Origin of the sequence: Oceanihabitans sp. IOP_32, from assembly GCF_009498295.1 — a bacterium.
GTDB lineage: Bacteria > Bacteroidota > Bacteroidia > Flavobacteriales > Flavobacteriaceae > Wocania > Wocania indica.
Window position 1 is genome coordinate 3,315,988 of sequence record NZ_CP040813.1, and the last position, 16,450, is coordinate 3,332,437.

The following is a 16,450-nucleotide window of genomic DNA, read 5'->3' on the forward strand; positions in this document are numbered from 1 at the left end:
GGGTGATGAACACGTTAATCATGAAAAAAGTATTATTTATAGATAGAGACGGCACATTAATTAAAGAGCCAGCAGACGAGCAAGTGGATGCGTTTGAAAAACTGATTTTCTACCCTAAGGTTTTTCAATATCTCGGCAAAATTTGTAGAGAATTAGATTTCGAGATCGTTATGGTAACCAATCAAGATGGTTTGGGCACACCAGATAATCCGTCAGAGAAATTTTGGCCCATTCATAATTTTATTCTAGAAACGTTTAAAAATGAAGGTATAAATTTTAAAGACGTTTTTATTGATGAAACCTATGCTAAAGATAATGCGCCAACGCGCAAACCAAATACAGGTCTACTAACAAAGTTTTTCTCTGAAGCCTACGATTTAAAAAATTCATTTGTAATTGGCGATCGTTTAACTGATGTTGAATTAGCAAAAAAATCTAAACTCGAAAGCCATTTTTATTAATGATGAAACCCATTTAGGCACGAACGAAATTACCGTTAAACGGGAAGAATTAGACCGTTATATTGCTTTAGAAAGTAATGATTGGGAGGAAATATATTCGTTTTTAAAAACTGAGGACAGAACAGCCGAAATTATAAGAAACACCAACGAAACTAAAATTGCCATCCAGTTAAACCTTGATGGCACAGGAAAAAGGCGACATTGATACGGGACTTGCTTTTTTCGACCATATGCTAGACCAAATTGCGCGTCATGGCCAGTTGGATTTAAATATTAAAGTGGATGGCGATTTAGAAGTCGATGAGCACCACACTATCGAAGATACCGCCATTGCCTTGGGCGAATTATTTAATAAAGCTTTAGGTAATAAATTAGGTATTGAGCGTTATGGATTTTGTTTACCAATGGACGATTGTTTTGCCCAAGCCGCTATAGATTTTGGAGGTAGAAATTGGTTGGTTTGGGAGGCCGATTTTAAACGTGAAATGGTGGGTAAAATGCCAACCGAAATGTTTTATCACTTCTTCAAATCGTTTACCGATGGTGCGCGCTGTAATTTAAATATAAAAGCCGAAGGTACCAACGAGCATCATAAAATTGAAGCTATTTTTAAAGCCTTTGCAAAGGCCATAAAAATGGCTGTAAAACGCGATGTTGAGAAAATGATTTTACCGAGTACAAAAGGGCTGCTTTAACCTAAAATATTAGAGGTTTGAAGTTTCGCAGCAGAACTTCTTATTTAATCTTTAATAGCGAATACCAAAAACTAACTTTTAATATAAAAATTTGAAACTTATAATTATAAATTACGGTGCGGGAAACATAAAAAGTATTCAGTTTGCTTTTAAACGTTTAGGAGTTCATGCTGTTTTATCCCATAATCCCGATGAAATTAAGTCGGCAGAAAAAGTGATTTTCCCAGGTGTAGGAGAAGCCAATTCTGCCATGAAAATGTTAAAAGAAAGCAAGTTAGATGTTTTAATTCCAACCTTAAAACAACCCGTTTTAGGGATTTGCTTAGGCATGCAACTCATGTGTAGAAGTACCGAAGAAGGCAACACCAAGGGTTTAGGGATTTTTCAAACGGATGTTAAAAGGTTTCCCAATACGGTAAAAGTCCCTCAAATGGGATGGAATACTATTAAAGATTTAAAATCTGATTTATTTACGGGAATTAACGAAAATGAGTACATGTATTTAATACACAGCTATTATGCCGAGCATTGCAAAGCAACCATTGCCAAAACGCATTATGGACTAAATTACGCATCGGCATTGCAGCACAATAACTTTTACGGTGTACAATTTCATCCAGAAAAGAGTAGTTTAGCGGGAGAAACCATATTGGAAAATTTCCTGAGGTTAGGAACTGGTTAGAAATTTTTCGAGGAAATACTACCAGAAAAATCAGAAGAAATATAAAAACTAAAAAAGAAGGCAAGGAGTTGCTGGCCATAACAGAAGCCTCAATTAATATGGCCAAAAGGAATAACAACAAAAAGGATTAGGTTACTTTGTATCTTTAACTTTTTAATATTTAATATTGAATATGAGAATAATACCAGCAATAGATATTATAGACGGTAAATGTGTGCGTTTAACCAAAGGCGATTACGGCACAAAAAAAATATACAGCGAGAGCCCTCTTGAAATCGCTAAAACTTTTGAAGGTTCTGGAATTAAATACCTGCACTTGGTAGATTTAGATGGCGCTAAAGCAAACCACATTGTAAACTATAAGGTTTTAGAACAAATTGCATCGAAAACAAGTCTTAAAATTGATTTTGGCGGCGGTTTAAAAAGTAACGAAGATTTGCATATCGCTTTTAATTCTGGTGCTAGACAAATTACAGGCGGGAGCATTGCGGTTAAAGATCCAGAAATTTTTGAAGGTTGGATAGCCAAATATGGTTCTACAAAAATTATTTTAGGAGCCGATAGCGATAACGGAAAAATTTCGATAAGCGGTTGGATGGAACAGAGTAAAGAAGCGGTCATCCCGTTTATAAAAAAATATCAAAAAAAGGGCATTCAATATGTTATTTGTACAGACATTTCAAAAGATGGTATGCTAGAAGGTCCTTCGGTAGAATTGTACCGAGAAATTCTTGAAGCCTGTACCAATAGTAGTAGTGGTCAATCTATAAAATTAATAGCATCTGGCGGTATTTCAAGCATTGAAGAACTGCCTGTTTTAAAAACCTTAGGATGCGAAGGCGTGATTATAGGAAAAGCGATTTACGAAAACAGAATCAGTTTAAAACAATTGGAAAAATTCGTTTAAAATAAACTGTTTTTCTATTCCCATGAAGATGGAAATTATACTTAGATATGTGATGTATTAAGATTTCCGCCTTTGCGGAAATGAAAAAAATAATTTTTTATGTTAACAAAAAGAATAATCCCTTGCTTAGATATTAAAGACGGTCGCACCGTAAAGGGTGTTAATTTTGTCAATTTACGCGATGCTGGCGATCCCGTAGAACTGGCAAAACAATACGCTACGGTTGGAGCAGACGAGCTTGTTTTCTTAGACATTTCGGCCACCTTAGAAGGTAGAGCCACAACTTTAGATATGGTTTTACGCGTTGCCGAACATGTTAATATTCCCTTTACTGTGGGTGGCGGGATTTCTTCTGTAGAAGATGTGGACGCCCTTTTAAAATGTGGTGCCGATAAGGTATCTGTGAACTCCTCAGCAATAAAACGACCAGAATTAATAAATGAATTATCTAGTAAATTTGGCAGTCAATGTGTGGTTGTTGCCATTGATGCCAAGCAAATTAATGGCCAATGGAAAGTACATTTGGCAGGGGGTAGTGTGGCAACCGATTTGGATTTATTTGAATGGGCCAAAGAAGTTGAAAGTCTTGGCGCGGGTGAAATTTTATTCACATCCATGGATCATGATGGCACAAAAAATGGTTTTGCAAATGACGCTTTAAATAAGCTTTCTGAAACATTAAACATTCCTATAATAGCCTCTGGTGGCGCAGGAAATGTGCAGCATTTTATAGATACCTTTAAAGACGGAAAAGCAGATGCAGCATTGGCCGCTAGCGTTTTCCATTTTGGAGAAATTTCTATTCCAGACTTAAAAAAAGAATTAAAAGCTAATCGTATTGAAGTGCGTTTTTAGAAACTTTAGACTAAACTAACTTCAAGAGCTTAAAACTGTAATTTATGACCATAAAATTCGACTCTAACGGACTTATACCAGCAATCATCCAAGATGCTACAACTAAAAATGTATTGATGCTTGGGTATATGAATGAAGATGCTTACCAAAAAACCATTGAAACTAAACAAGTCACTTTTTTTAGCAGAAGTAAACAGCGCTTGTGGACCAAAGGCGAGGAAAGTGGAAACTTTTTAAATCTCATCGATATTAAAAACGATTGCGATAACGACACTCTACTTATTCAAGTTAAACCTAATGGTCCAACCTGTCACAAAGGAACAGATAATTGTTGGGGCGAAACCAATCATTCAAATTTCGGTTTTTTCTCGACCTTAGAACAGGTAATTGCAGAGCGTGTTGCCAATAAAGACACCAATACATCTTACGTGGCCAGTTTGTTTTCAAAAGGAATCAATAAAATTGCACAAAAAGTAGGCGAGGAGGCTGTAGAAACCGTGATTGAAGCCATGGATAACAACGATGACTTATTTCTTTACGAGTCGGCAGATTTACTCTTCCACTATCTCATGTTACTGCAAGCTAAAGGGTTTACATTAAAAGATATTGAAGCCGAATTAAAAGGGAGACATAAATAAAATAGACCGTAATCGGCTTAAGATCAAGAGTCGTCTAAAAATGACCGATTGAAAAACTTTATCTTAAGATATCCAATATTTTGCAGTGGCCTTTTTTGAAAACCAAATGAGAAAAACACAAACAGCAATTACCATTAGAGGCATAACTACATTTGGCAGGTCGAAATTTATAAACAAATAAATATGCTGAGTAATGGCACTTAACCCAGAAAGAATAAATAAGCTATAAGCGATTTTCTTTCGCAAAAGCAAAGGCTTGATGATCTTTATTAAAACCTCTTGGTGCGGTTTTTACTTCATCGCCTACAAAACCGCCCCAAATACTTTTAAAGGTTTTGTTTTCGAGTATTTCTCTGATTTCTGAGTCGTCCATTTCAAACTCCTTTCTAATGCGAAGCAAGTCTTCTTTATTTGGTTCCCAAAAGCCAACAGCGATAAAACTCTCGTTGTGAGGCTGAATATGAAGATAATACCCACCTCGTAATCTGGGTTTTGTTCTATTAAACGATCCGCCAAAATGGGTTTTGTAAGGCAGTTTGTTTTTAGAAAAACGCACATCTCGATATATTCTGAATACTTTAGATTTTTCAATCCTATCGTGCTTGTTTAACTGTTCTGAAACCGAATTGTAAATGGCTTTTATTTCTTTTTCAACAGCTTTAAACTCAGCTTTGTTATCATTAAACCAATCGCGATTATTGTTTTTTTCTAGTTTCTTTAAAAAGCTGAAAGCGGATTTCAATGCAGATGCGCTCATGTAATTACTATTTTGAATTATTTGTATGTTAATATTAAATAAGTGAATGTAAGTAATTGGCGGATTGAATTAAACCATTTTTCCTCAAATTATCTAAAACTTCAAACTCATCTAAATCTGGATGTCTTCTATTTAACACTAATTTCTTAAAAGCTTCTATTGCTTTTTCGTGGTTTAAATCTATTATATCTGCAATGAAATCATCGGCAGATTTCGCAGCCAGTCCGAAAGACGCCAAATAGTCATTTGGAAAATCTTTCAAATTATTAGTTACAATAATATTTGCATTTGTTTTAATTGCGGCAGCCAGTACATGTCGATCTTTTTCATCAGGTAAAGTTAATCCTTCAATTAAAGGCTCGTAATTTATTACAAGTGCATCAGGGAAGGCCAAATTTGCCCTATTAATTCTTTTTTTTATTTCTTTATCTTCTAGTCCTTTTCTAATCATTACGTCTTCCCATTCATCAAAAATATGATTGCTCCATTTTGGCGTGAACAAATCATAATGAGCAAACCAAAATAACAAGTCTCTAATTTCTATCGGATAAATAACATTCGTGTCAAGAACACAAGTAAAACGTACGCTATGAATCATATAATCCTAATTCTTCATCAGACTTCATCATATCTATAAGAAGTTGTTCCCGTTTCAATTTCATTTTTTTCTTGTAATTCATGACATCTTCAAATTTCACTCTGCGATGTCTTCCTACCATAGTGAAAGGAATATTTCCTTCCTCTAATAATTTAACAAAGTGAGGTCTTGAACAGCCCAATAATTCGGCTGCGGCTTGTGTAGTCATTTCGGTTGCAATAGGGACTACGGAAATTGGCTTTCCTTGACCGGTTGCTTTTAAGATTTTAGCTAAAAGCTTAAGTGCTTTTAAAGGAATCTTAATTTTTTCTGTAGTTTCCTCAATTTCAATTTCTAAACTTTCAGAATGTATATCCTCCAATGTGGCAGCAAGGGCATTATAAGATTCCATTGCTGCAATCTGCTCCTTTTTTGAAGGCTTTTTTATGTCGTTAAAGTATTCCATTTTAATAAAATTTTCTTTATATTATAAAAATAAACGAAATAAACGAAACAGTTTTAATCTGGTATGTTAATTTTTTGATAATAAAAATCATTAATGTCCGACAAAAGACATAAGACCGCTTCGCTAATAGACATAAGAACCAAGACTTGATTCTAACTAACTGATAAACAGAAGTACTTTAAATTAACAAAATAGTTCATTAAATCTTAATAATTATTTCAAATAAGCAAGGTGACATTTTAAAAAACGTGCAAAGTTCTTAATTTTAAAAGGATTGACAGCATTTTAATATTTTTAATCGGACACTAGTGAATATAAATTAATACAAAGTATAAAATATATTGAATGGTTTGGTTTAGAGCTACTAAAAATTTGTATAAATTTCGTATTGATAAGTCTCTTTCTTGTACATTAATGACGCAAAACTCACAACATACCACATATACCTCCCATTGACAGCCAAACAATAAACTACAAAAATATCATCTTGGTTCAAACTCTATATCTTTAAGAATTAGACCCGATGCTGGTGCGATATAGTCCATTCTCTTGTTGTAGTCTTCTTTCAAGCTTAATTCGATGTCCTTTAACGTTAATTTTCCTTTGCCCAAATCGAATAGCGTCCCCATCATTAAGCGTATTTGGTTTCGCATAAAACCCTTGCCTTTAACTCTTAACACATAACTTTTTTCTGGGAAATAATTAGCGGTATAAATCGTGTTTTCAACCAATTCGCAAAGTAATACCGTTCTATTATAAATACCATTATCGGTGGGTTTATAGCAATAGGATTTAAAATAATGTGAACCCTCAAAAAGCTTTGCCCCTTGTTTCATGGTCTCGATATTTAAATCATCGAGAATGGTAGTCATTATGGGGGCACAAAACGGATGGCATTTTTGCCCATAAGTAAACAAGTATAAGTACTCTTTAACTTTGGAGTGTTGTATAATATTAAACTTATTATCTACCTCCTGGATGTTTAAAGCCCTAATATCTTGAGGCAGATTGTAATTAAATAACTCTAAAAAAGCGTTTAAATCTTCAATAGGTTCAAATAAAAACAACTCGATTGCTGCACATTCTGCCGATACCATAGCATCTGTTCTACCCGAACTTAGAGTTTTAAAACGCTGGCCTTCTAAAATATAATTAAAGGTTCTATCTACCATATGGTGCAAGGTTTTAACATTGGGTTGTTTTTGCCAACCATGAAAACGATACCCTAAATATTGAATAGAAATGAGGTAATAATATTTTTTCATTATTTCTTTTTAGAGGAAGGGAAAATACATTCTTTTATTAATTGTGACAAAAAAATTATAAATTGTATTCGTACTAAACATTTTAAAACTAATTATTATGACAAATTCTTCTAATAAACCACCTGTTTGGTTCTGGATTGTAAGCCTTTTAGCTTTAATATGGAACGGCTTAGGTGTTATGGCGTATTTAACAAGAGCATATGCCACCGATGAAATGATTGCTTCATTGCCGGAAGCGCAACAAGCCGAATTTCTTGTGGAATATCCTACTTGGTATACTGCTGCTTTTGCTATGGCGGTTTTTGCGGGTGCATTAGGCTGTATAGCTTTGATTTAATAAAAAAGAAACAATACATTTTTATTAAAAAATTCTCAGATAAAGAAGTTTTAGACTCTAAGTTTATCGATACAGTAAACGAATCATTTAAAGTGGTTCGACCTTTTTTAGATTATATGAGCGATGTATTAACTACAGATTTGAATGGGGTTTCGCTTATTGATTAACGCCATTAAATAAAAAGACGTATTACCGCAGATAGCGCAGATTTGCAAAAAAAAATATTGAATACTATAACAAATGAAACTAATGAGAGAAATCTGCGGTAATCTTTGCAATCTGCGGGAGACAAATCACGAGCGTTCAAAAACACACACGTAAATATTTAGGCAAAAATGTCATATAGATTTATGGCCTTCACACTTTTTAAAGATTTTGATATATGGTTTGCAACTACATAACAATCAATAGCTCAGGCTTCTCAAAAAGTTGCATGTTACTCAGTAATCGCTCTTTTATCATGTTCATCATACGTCTGTTAAGCGCTGAAGAATTTTCAATATAAATTAAATATTCTTCAACCGTAAAAAGTCCGATAATCATACCTTTTACAGAATTTCGAAATTTCATATCTTTTTGCACTAGATTTTCAATATAATCCTGACGTTTTTGTAGGGATAAATCATAAAAAACAGATTTGTATTTAACGACATAATTTTTAAAAACCTCTATAATTAATTCGTTTTGGAACTTTATTATTGGTCGTAAAACTAAATTCTGAAAATGCTCTTCAGCACTCATATTTTCCTTTATTTTTGCCGAAATAATTTCTGGGCGAATACGTTTTAGGCTAGATGCTCTTGTTGTCATAACTTAGGAATTTTATTAAAAATACCATTAATTGAGCTATAAAAATTTCTAAAGCCTTTATTATTATCAACGAGTTTATTAACATTGAATAATTTATATATTTTTAGCACAAAATAATGTAATTTTGCGCTCTTAATAAGCTATAGCGAATGGCTTTTAGTTTTCCTTTACATCAACTATTAGCGGCTTACTATGACTAAAGTTAGAACCATAGCTTTTTAATACTTGCATAACCAAAACACATAGGTTCATAAATTAATTACAACACATGAAATTTAAAACAAGAAAATGGATTAAACCGGGTGATTTAAACCCAAACGGCACTTTATTTGGCGGGCGATTATTAGAATGGATTGACGAAGAAGCCGCATTATTTGCCATAATTCAATTCGATAATAAAAAAGTCGTGACCAAATCTATGGGTGCCATAGAATTCTTGGCCTCTGCCAAACAAGGCGATATTGTAGAAATTGGTTTAAAAATCACCAAGGTCGGGAATGCCTATATTGCACTGTGTTGCGAGGTTAGAAATATTATGACTCAAGTTACCATTATTAGTATCTCTAATATTGTTATGGTGAATTTGGGCGAAGACGGTAAGCCCAAACCTCATAATAGAAATATTTTAAAGGCTTAAAAAAATGGGGTTATGCCATTTAAATATTATAAACAATACAGCTGTTCGGTTGCATAAAATATAATTTTTAAATCATTTGTTATAAATTTTATAAAAATATAAGAACTAAGTGTTTTTAAGTTTTAATTGCGTGCTAGAAAGCATAAATTTGAATTAGATTACATGTTTAAAAGCCTGTTTTTTGTTTTATTGCAAAGGCTTTTTAACACCAAAAAATTAAATTATATGAGCAGTACATTGTTTGATAAAGTATGGGATTCGCACGTGGTGCGACAAATTAAGGGCGGACCAGATGTGCTATTTATCGATCGTCATTTTATACACGAAGTAACTAGTCCTGTGGCTTTTCTAGGTCTTAAAAACAGAGGGTTAAAAGTTATGTACCCTGAACGCACTTTTGCTACAGCAGATCATAATACGCCGACTATGAATCAGCATTTGCCAGTTCAAGATCCACTTTCGGCAAATCAGCTAAAGGCTCTAGAAGACAACTCTAAAGCCCACGGAATTAGTCATTGGGGATTAGGCCATGAAAAAAATGGTATTGTGCATGTTATAGGACCAGAAAATGGTATTACATTCCCTGGAGCGACTATTGTTTGTGGCGATTCACATACTTCCACACATGGTGCTTTTGGTGCTATTGCTTTTGGTATTGGTACATCGGAAGTCGAAATGGTGCTCTCTACACAATGTATTATGCAGCCAAAACCTAAAAAAATGCGTATTAATCTCAAAGGGCAATTAGGCTTAGGCGTAACCCCTAAAGATGTCGCTTTATATATTATCTCGCAGTTAACGACTTCTGGTGCAACCGGATATTTTGTTGAATATGCAGGAGATGTTTTTGAAAACATGAGTATGGAAGGTCGTATGACGGTTTGTAACATGTCTATAGAAATGGGGGCACGTGGCGGTATGGTTGCTCCAGATGAAACCACTTTCAAGTATCTAAAAGACAAACCCTTATCTTTAAAAGGTGAAGCTTGGGATGAGGCCGTGGCGCATTGGAAGACCTTAAAAACAGATCCCGAGGCGACGTTTGATAAAGATTTAACATTCGATGCCAGCGTTATAGAACCTATGATTACTTACGGTACGAACCCAGGTATGGGGATGGGTATTTCTAAAAACATACCTAAAGCCGATTCTCTTGAGGGTGGTGTAGCCACTTATAAAAAGTCTTTAGAGTATATGGGATACGAAGAAAACGAATCTATGCTTGGTAAAAAAGTAGATTACGTGTTCTTGGGAAGCTGTACCAACGGAAGGATTGAAGATTTTCGTGCGTTTGCTTCTATAGTTAAAGGTAGAAAAAAGGCTGCTAATATTACAGCTTGGTTGGTACCAGGCTCGCATGAAGTTCAAGAAAAAATTAAGAAAGAAGGTCTATTAGATATTATTAACGAGGCTGGTTTTGTTCTAAGACAACCCGGATGTTCGGCGTGTTTAGCGATGAACGACGATAAAGTTCCTGCTGGAAAATACGCGGTTAGTACTTCTAACAGAAACTTCGAAGGCCGTCAAGGCCCTGGCTCAAGAACCTTATTAGCAAGCCCATTAATGGCTGCTGCTGCCGCAGTTACTGGCATAGTTACAGATCCAAGAGACTTAATATAACAGCTTTTAGCCTTTGGTTTTAGCCATGGGCTTATAAAAACTAAAACACCATATTGCTAATAGCTATCGGCCAACAGCAAGGTGCAAAAAACAAAAATAATGGCATACGATAAATTTAATATACTAACAAGTACCGCAGTTCCGTTACCTTTAGAAAATGTAGATACCGATCAAATCATACCTGCACGATTTTTAAAAGCTACTAAACGTGAAGGCTTTGGAGACAATTTATTCAGGGATTGGCGTTATAATAATGATAACACACCAAAAGAAAGTTTTGTTTTAAACAATCCTATTTATAGCGGAAAAATATTAGTAGGCGGTAAGAATTTTGGTTCTGGATCTTCGCGAGAGCATGCGGCTTGGGCGGTTTACGATTATGGTTTCCGATGTGTGGTTTCCAGTTTTTTTGCAGATATTTTTAGAAATAACTGTTTAAATGTAGGTGTTTTACCCGTACAGGTGAGCCCAGAGTTTTCCGAAAAGATTTTTGAAGAAATTTACAAAGATGCTAATACCGAGATTGAAATTAATCTTCCAAATCAAACCATAACCATTCTTTCTACTGGTGCTCAAGAATCTTTTGAGATTAATTCTTACAAAAAAGAAAATATGTTAAATGGGTTTGACGACATTGATTATCTTCAAAACATGAAAGATGAAATTCAATCTTTTGCAGATAAATTAATGCTCTAATATAACCATTATCCTTTTTGGGGCTTTGCCAATAGAGCACCCCAGAAAAAAGTAAATAATAGTTTATTTTTCTCAACCTTCTTATTATGGTCTAGCAAAGCACTGTCTAGACTAAAGTTAAAATTAAAAGTTTAAAAACCATACTAATGAAATTTAATATAGCCCTTTTAGCGGGAGATGGCATAGGTCCAGAGGTTATCGATCAAGCTGTAAAAGTTAGCAATGCCGTTGCCAAAAAATTTGGTCATGAAATCACTTGGAAACCGGCCTTAATGGGAGCTGCTGCTATCGATGCTGTTGGCGAACCATACCCTGCAGAAACTCATGCTATTTGTGCGGCTGCAGATGCCGTTTTATTTGGGGCAATTGGACACCCGAAATACGATAACGATCCGAGTGCTCAAGTTCGTCCAGAGCAAGGTTTATTAAAAATGCGTAAAGCCTTAGGCTTATTTGCTAATGTACGCCCAACCTTTACATTTCCGTCGTTATTAGACAAATCACCTTTAAAAAAGGAGCGTATTGAAGGTACCGACTTGGTGTTTTTGCGTGAGTTAACAGGTGGTATTTATTTTGGAGAAAAAGGAAGACGTGATAACGGAAACACCGCCTTCGATAATTGTGTGTACACCAGAGCAGAAGTGGAACGCTTAGCCAAAAAAGGGTTTGAGTTAGCCATGAAACGTTCGAAAAAACTGTGTTGCGTCGATAAGGCTAACGTTTTAGAGACTTCACGTTTATGGCGTGAAACGGTTCAAGACATGGAAAAAGATTACCCAGAGGTGGAAGTGAGTTATGAGTTTGTAGATGCCGTGGCCATGCGCTTGGTACAATGGCCAAATAGTTATGACGTGTTAATTACCGAAAACCTATTTGGAGATATCTTAACGGATGAAGCCTCTGTAATTTCGGGTTCTATGGGGTTAATGCCTTCAGCTTCAATGGGAGCAGATATTGCTCTGTTTGAGCCTATTCATGGGTCGTACCCTCAGGCTACAGGGCTAAACATTGCCAATCCTATGGCAACCGTGCTATCTGCTGCGATGATGTTTGAAATGGCGTTCAATTTACCAGAAGAAGGCGAGGCGATTAGAACAGCTGTTAATAGAGCACTTGCTGAAGGTTATGTAACTGAGGATTTGGCAAACGGCGGCAAAGCTTATGGCACCAAAGAAGTAGGGGATTGGCTCGCCAAAAATATCTAGTACAGAATACATTGTTAAATTGATATTAAACGCCTGTTTTATATAAAATCAGGCGTTTTTTAATTTTAAAAATCTAAAAATATTCTATTTCAAAAAGAGAAATCATGTTGTTTTTACGCGCTCTGGTTTTATGAAATCGGTGTTACTTGGTAACTCGAAAAGTTCTAATTCAAAATAAGAGAGTGCAGCTATAAGATGATCAAAAATATCGGCCATAATATACTCGTAATTCGCCCAGCGTTTGTCACTACTAAACGCATAAATTTGTAACGGTATACCTTGGGTTGTAGGTTCTAATTGACGCACCATAAGCATCATATCTTTATTTATACCAGAATGGTGATTTAAATAGCTATCGATGTATTTTCTAAAGACTCCAAAGTTAGTTAGATTTCTACCGTTTATAAGTAATTCTTTATTCGCGTTAATATTGGTATTGTACGTTTTAATATCACTTTGACGGTTTTCTAAATAGTCTGTAATTAATTGAACTGCTTTAAGTTTTTCAACTTCATTATCCTTTAAAAATTTAATGCTATTTTGTTTTACAAACAAGGATCTCATAATACGTCTTCCATCAGAATCCGTCATCCCTCGCCAATTCTGAAAAGAATCGGAAATAAGAGCGTAAGTCGGTATCGTTGTTATCGTATTATCGAAATTTTGCACTTTAACGGTTGCTAAAGATATTTCGGTAACATAACCATTTGCCCCATATTTATCGAAAGTAATCCAATCGCCAATGCGAACCATATCGTTTATAGAGACTTGAATACTCGCTACAAAACCTAAAATGGTGTCTCTAAAAATTAAAATAATAATGGCCGACAGGGCTCCTAAACCGGTAAAGAATTTTACAAATGGAATGTCGGTAATTACAGCGAATGCAGAGATAGAACCTACGATCCAAGCAAAAATCATAAAGACTTGAATATAGCTATCTATGGGCTTGTCTTTTAAGTTAGGTAGGGATTTTAAATAATCTTTAACGGTATTTAATAGGCTTCTAACAATCCAAAGTGCCAAAACAATAGCAAAAACCTCTAAGGTTTTTCTAATAAAAGTTTGAAAAACAGGAAAGTCGAAAAAGATGATAGGAATATACTCTATAACGATTAATAAAGGAATAATATGCGCTATGTTTCGAGGCGCTTTATTAGAAATTAATATGTCGTCGAACCGTGTTTTAGATTTTGCAGCAATCTTTGAAAATAGTGCTCGAATAAGTCTTCTAAGAATGTAATCAAGAATAAAGACAACAATTAAAAGCACAATTAAAAGCGCCAACATATTTAAATATTTTGCAAGCGTGCTATGGGTGCCTATCTCAACTAGATAGTCATAAATAATTTTCTTGTAAAACTCCATGTGTTTTATTGGTTTAAATAATGTTTATCGACATAAAAGGTACCGAAAGGGATAATAGAAGCAAAAAGCACAATACCAAACTGTTTGTTATTCCAAGAAAAGTCTTTTTTGTAAAGAAAAGCCAAGACAATGTAAGCCATGAATAAAATACCATGTGGCATCCCCAAGAGTTTTACGTATTGCGCGTCGTTAGCCAAATATTTAATAGGTGTTGCTACAAACAATAACAGTAAGTACGAGATTCCCTCAAAAAAAGCGACCACTCTGAAAATATTAATATAAGAAAACATACCCGTTTATTTTATTACAAAAATAGAACAGAAATATCTAGAAAGAGAAGGTTTTCAAATTATTTTATAAGGCATTAAATATGATAAGACCGTAAATTGCAAAGCGCAATAATCTTAACGAACCAAACAGAACAACAGCCTTAAATGGGAACTTGATAATACCAGCCGCAATACAAGAAATTGAAAAGGGTAGTGGTAGCAAGGCACCGACAACTATTAAAAAACCACCCCATTTTTTAGAGTTTTTAAGTTGTTTATGCATTTTTAGCTCTAAATAGTCATGGACGTACGGTATTTTTGTAATGGCGCGTCCCATCCAATACGATAATAATCCACCACCATAAGATAGCAGTCCTAGAAGACTTAAATAAAACCAAGGACTATGCATTTTTCCTGCCCAGGCAATAAAAACTTCGGGCGGAATGAGTCCTAAAAGCGTTTCGGATACAAAAAAGAAAGATAATACTCCAATGGCTGGTAATATTTGGGTTAGTCGCGTTAAAGCATCATTAATATTGTAATAATGATTGATGGTATATAAAGCTATTACAGCTAAAATTATATAAGGTAAAGCCGATTTAACTGCCTTCCATACAAAGGTATAAAAACCAGTATAGGTATAGTATTGGTGCAGTAGTTGTAATTTCGATTTCCCTGATTTCGATTTATCTTTTGACTTCATATATTCACTTTAAAAGATATGCAAATATAAGTTTATAAATTTTACTTTTTTATCCCTTTAAATGGTTTAATTAAATTTTAACAGAAAACCAGAGATAGATTAGAGCTATTCAAGTAGAAAGAGCTCGTCTAATTCTGCTTTAAGCATATTAAACAAGCTCTTTTTTAAAGGACTATTTTCTAAAATAATTAACTGAAAATCAAGTAAGTTTTATGATTCACTGTCCATAAGTGCAAAAAACTTATTGATATTTGGTAAAATAACGATACGAGTTCTTCTATTTTTTGCCCGGTTCTCCTTGGTTTCATTGTCGGCGATTGGCATATAGCTGCTACGTCCTGAGGCAATTAGTTTCTCTGGAGCCACATTGTAGTTATTTTGTAATTTACGAACTACCGACGTGGCACGTAAAACACTTAAATCCCAGTTGTCAGCAATTTTTTCGGTGTTGATAGAACGCGGATCGGTGTGTCCTTCAACCATAACTTCAAGACTTGGCTCAGAATTAATAATGTTTGCTATTTTCTCTAAAATACCATCTGCTTTACCGCTCAATCTATAGCTAGCCGTATTAAAAAGCATTTTATCAGAAATCGAAATCATTACTACAGTTTCGTCGATATTAATTGCAATATCTTCGTCTTCGTTAAGCGTGTTATTGTCTATAGATTTTTGAAGCGTGTAAGATACTGCTAAATTCATAGAATCTTGAAGGGTGTTGGCTTGAGCTAAAACTGCGGGATCTACATTTTTAAGTGTTTCACGCATTTTTACTTTAGTGGCATTAGAAATAACAGCAACATCGCCAACGGCTTCAAATTTAACATCGTTTTCTTCGGTAAGTTGATTTATTTTAGAATTGTAGGTGTCTACACGGGCTTGAATTTGAGCAAATTTAGATTCTAATTCTTCATTTTCTACACGTGCTTTAGTTAGTGCACTTGTGATTTCACCATTTTCACGCTCAAGCGCTGTGTATTTCCTTTTTGAAACGCAGCTTGATAAAACGATAGCGGCTACAACTACAAGGGAAATGTTCTTCATATTCATAATATCTTTAAATTTATGGTTTAATGATATCTACGGCTGTAATAGGTTTTTGGATTTTTTAAGATGAGAAGATTTCTAATTAATCTGATAAAAGGGGTTAAATAGGAGTTTCTAATATTTCTATTTTACATAATATAAATTATAGTACAAATATAGTAATTTCTGTATAGCCGTTTTTCAGGCTATTTAAACATAATTGTAGATATAGTGCCTTTAGGTCTATATCGTCAACAATTATGTTAAAAGAAATTACGGCTAATTAACTTGTAGGTTTATTTGATAGCTATAATTCTATACTATGTAAAATATCCCAGTAAGTTCAGTACACTAAATAAACTTTAGTAATTGGGGTCATTAAACATTCGTGTTTTTATTAATCGTTTAATTTTAATATTCTGTACAATTGTTCAACTTTTTTAAAATACGCGATTCTCAAGAAACATCGTAACTAC

Annotated in this window: 19 protein-coding genes and 1 pseudogene; 11 read left to right on the plus strand and 9 right to left on the minus strand. The window is 34.4% G+C overall.

The window, feature by feature from the left end; all coding sequences use genetic code 11:
* The first annotated feature begins 20 nt into the window (after positions 1 to 20).
* From hisB to hisIE, 5 genes and pseudogenes are all read left to right on the plus strand, one after another.
* A pseudogene (gene hisB / locus FEZ18_RS13900) lies at positions 21 to 1,156 on the plus strand (bifunctional histidinol-phosphatase/imidazoleglycerol-phosphate dehydratase HisB).
* A gap of 91 nt (positions 1,157 to 1,247) precedes the next feature.
* Positions 1,248 to 1,838, plus strand: coding sequence for an imidazole glycerol phosphate synthase subunit HisH (gene hisH, locus FEZ18_RS13905; protein WP_153268879.1), 591 nt, complete (start codon positions 1,248 to 1,250; stop codon positions 1,836 to 1,838).
* Between the two features lie 172 nt (positions 1,839 to 2,010).
* Complete coding sequence (gene hisA, locus FEZ18_RS13910; protein ID WP_153268880.1) at positions 2,011 to 2,745, plus strand: 1-(5-phosphoribosyl)-5-[(5-phosphoribosylamino)methylideneamino]imidazole-4-carboxamide isomerase; 735 nt, start codon at positions 2,011 to 2,013, stop codon at positions 2,743 to 2,745.
* A gap of 99 nt (positions 2,746 to 2,844) precedes the next feature.
* Entirely contained in the window at positions 2,845 to 3,600 is a 756-nt protein-coding gene (gene hisF, locus FEZ18_RS13915; RefSeq protein ID WP_153268881.1) for an imidazole glycerol phosphate synthase subunit HisF, read from the plus strand.
* Positions 3,601 to 3,644: 44 nt separating this feature from the next.
* Entirely contained in the window at positions 3,645 to 4,238 is a 594-nt protein-coding gene (gene hisIE, locus FEZ18_RS13920) for a bifunctional phosphoribosyl-AMP cyclohydrolase/phosphoribosyl-ATP diphosphatase HisIE (RefSeq protein ID WP_153268882.1), read from the plus strand.
* A gap of 223 nt (positions 4,239 to 4,461) precedes the next feature.
* Here hisIE and FEZ18_RS13925 read toward each other — a convergent pair whose 3' ends face one another.
* The 4 genes from FEZ18_RS13925 to FEZ18_RS13940 all read right to left on the minus strand — a co-directional run bounded on the left by FEZ18_RS13925 (position 4,462) and on the right by FEZ18_RS13940 (position 7,303).
* Positions 4,462 to 4,995 (minus strand): DUF2461 domain-containing protein, encoded by a 534-nt coding sequence (locus FEZ18_RS13925; RefSeq protein ID WP_153268883.1) that lies wholly within the window; start codon positions 4,993 to 4,995, stop codon positions 4,462 to 4,464.
* 34 nt (positions 4,996 to 5,029) lie between these two features.
* Positions 5,030 to 5,593, minus strand: a complete 564-nt coding sequence (locus FEZ18_RS13930) for a PIN domain-containing protein (protein WP_153268884.1) — start codon at positions 5,591 to 5,593, stop codon at positions 5,030 to 5,032.
* On the minus strand, positions 5,583 to 6,038 hold the full coding sequence (locus FEZ18_RS13935) for a helix-turn-helix domain-containing protein (RefSeq protein ID WP_153268885.1): 456 nt from the start codon (positions 6,036 to 6,038) through the stop codon (positions 5,583 to 5,585). The genes FEZ18_RS13930 and FEZ18_RS13935 overlap by 11 nt, the downstream gene beginning before the upstream one ends.
* A 482-nt stretch (positions 6,039 to 6,520) precedes the next feature.
* On the minus strand, positions 6,521 to 7,303 hold the full coding sequence (locus FEZ18_RS13940) for a tRNA pseudouridine synthase A (RefSeq protein ID WP_153268886.1): 783 nt from the start codon (positions 7,301 to 7,303) through the stop codon (positions 6,521 to 6,523).
* 97 nt (positions 7,304 to 7,400) lie between these two features.
* Here FEZ18_RS13940 and FEZ18_RS13945 point away from each other — a divergent pair, with 97 nt between their 5' ends.
* Positions 7,401 to 7,640: a hypothetical protein gene (locus FEZ18_RS13945; protein WP_153268887.1), complete on the plus strand. Its 240-nt coding sequence runs from the start codon at positions 7,401 to 7,403 to the stop codon at positions 7,638 to 7,640.
* Positions 7,574 to 7,807 (plus strand): DUF2461 family protein, encoded by a 234-nt coding sequence (locus FEZ18_RS14775; RefSeq protein WP_317164444.1) that lies wholly within the window; start codon positions 7,574 to 7,576, stop codon positions 7,805 to 7,807. The genes FEZ18_RS13945 and FEZ18_RS14775 overlap by 67 nt, the downstream gene beginning before the upstream one ends.
* A gap of 226 nt (positions 7,808 to 8,033) precedes the next feature.
* Here FEZ18_RS14775 and FEZ18_RS13955 read toward each other — a convergent pair whose 3' ends face one another.
* Positions 8,034 to 8,450, minus strand: a complete 417-nt coding sequence (locus FEZ18_RS13955) for a glyoxalase (RefSeq protein WP_153268888.1) — start codon at positions 8,448 to 8,450, stop codon at positions 8,034 to 8,036.
* 268 nt (positions 8,451 to 8,718) lie between these two features.
* On the opposite strand from FEZ18_RS13955, the gene FEZ18_RS13960 reads away from it, so the two are divergent.
* The 4 genes from FEZ18_RS13960 to leuB all read left to right on the plus strand — a co-directional run bounded on the left by FEZ18_RS13960 (position 8,719) and on the right by leuB (position 12,608).
* On the plus strand, positions 8,719 to 9,087 hold the full coding sequence (locus tag FEZ18_RS13960; protein WP_153268889.1) for an acyl-CoA thioesterase: 369 nt from the start codon (positions 8,719 to 8,721) through the stop codon (positions 9,085 to 9,087).
* A 225-nt stretch (positions 9,088 to 9,312) separates the two neighbouring features.
* Positions 9,313 to 10,707 carry a 3-isopropylmalate dehydratase large subunit gene (gene leuC, locus FEZ18_RS13965; protein ID WP_153268890.1) on the plus strand — a complete coding sequence of 465 codons (1,395 nt, stop codon included), beginning with the start codon at positions 9,313 to 9,315 and terminating at the stop codon, positions 10,705 to 10,707.
* A 99-nt stretch (positions 10,708 to 10,806) separates the two neighbouring features.
* Positions 10,807 to 11,403 (plus strand): 3-isopropylmalate dehydratase small subunit, encoded by a 597-nt coding sequence (leuD, locus tag FEZ18_RS13970; protein WP_153268891.1) that lies wholly within the window; start codon positions 10,807 to 10,809, stop codon positions 11,401 to 11,403.
* Between the two features lie 146 nt (positions 11,404 to 11,549).
* Complete coding sequence (gene leuB, locus FEZ18_RS13975) at positions 11,550 to 12,608, plus strand: 3-isopropylmalate dehydrogenase (RefSeq protein WP_153268892.1); 1,059 nt, start codon at positions 11,550 to 11,552, stop codon at positions 12,606 to 12,608.
* A 102-nt stretch (positions 12,609 to 12,710) separates the two neighbouring features.
* On the opposite strand, the gene FEZ18_RS13980 is transcribed toward leuB, so the two are convergent.
* The 4 genes from FEZ18_RS13980 to FEZ18_RS13995 all read right to left on the minus strand — a co-directional run bounded on the left by FEZ18_RS13980 (position 12,711) and on the right by FEZ18_RS13995 (position 15,992).
* Entirely contained in the window at positions 12,711 to 13,976 is a 1,266-nt protein-coding gene (locus FEZ18_RS13980; RefSeq protein ID WP_153268893.1) for a mechanosensitive ion channel family protein, read from the minus strand.
* A gap of 5 nt (positions 13,977 to 13,981) precedes the next feature.
* Complete coding sequence (locus FEZ18_RS13985) at positions 13,982 to 14,266, minus strand: DUF3817 domain-containing protein (protein ID WP_153268894.1); 285 nt, start codon at positions 14,264 to 14,266, stop codon at positions 13,982 to 13,984.
* A gap of 64 nt (positions 14,267 to 14,330) precedes the next feature.
* Positions 14,331 to 14,948, minus strand: coding sequence for a VTT domain-containing protein (locus FEZ18_RS13990; protein ID WP_153268895.1), 618 nt, complete (start codon positions 14,946 to 14,948; stop codon positions 14,331 to 14,333).
* Positions 14,949 to 15,158: 210 nt separating this feature from the next.
* A complete protein-coding gene (locus tag FEZ18_RS13995; protein WP_153268896.1) occupies positions 15,159 to 15,992 on the minus strand; it encodes a flagellar motor protein MotB in 834 nt (277 codons plus the stop codon).
* Positions 15,993 to 16,450 lie beyond the last annotated feature (458 nt).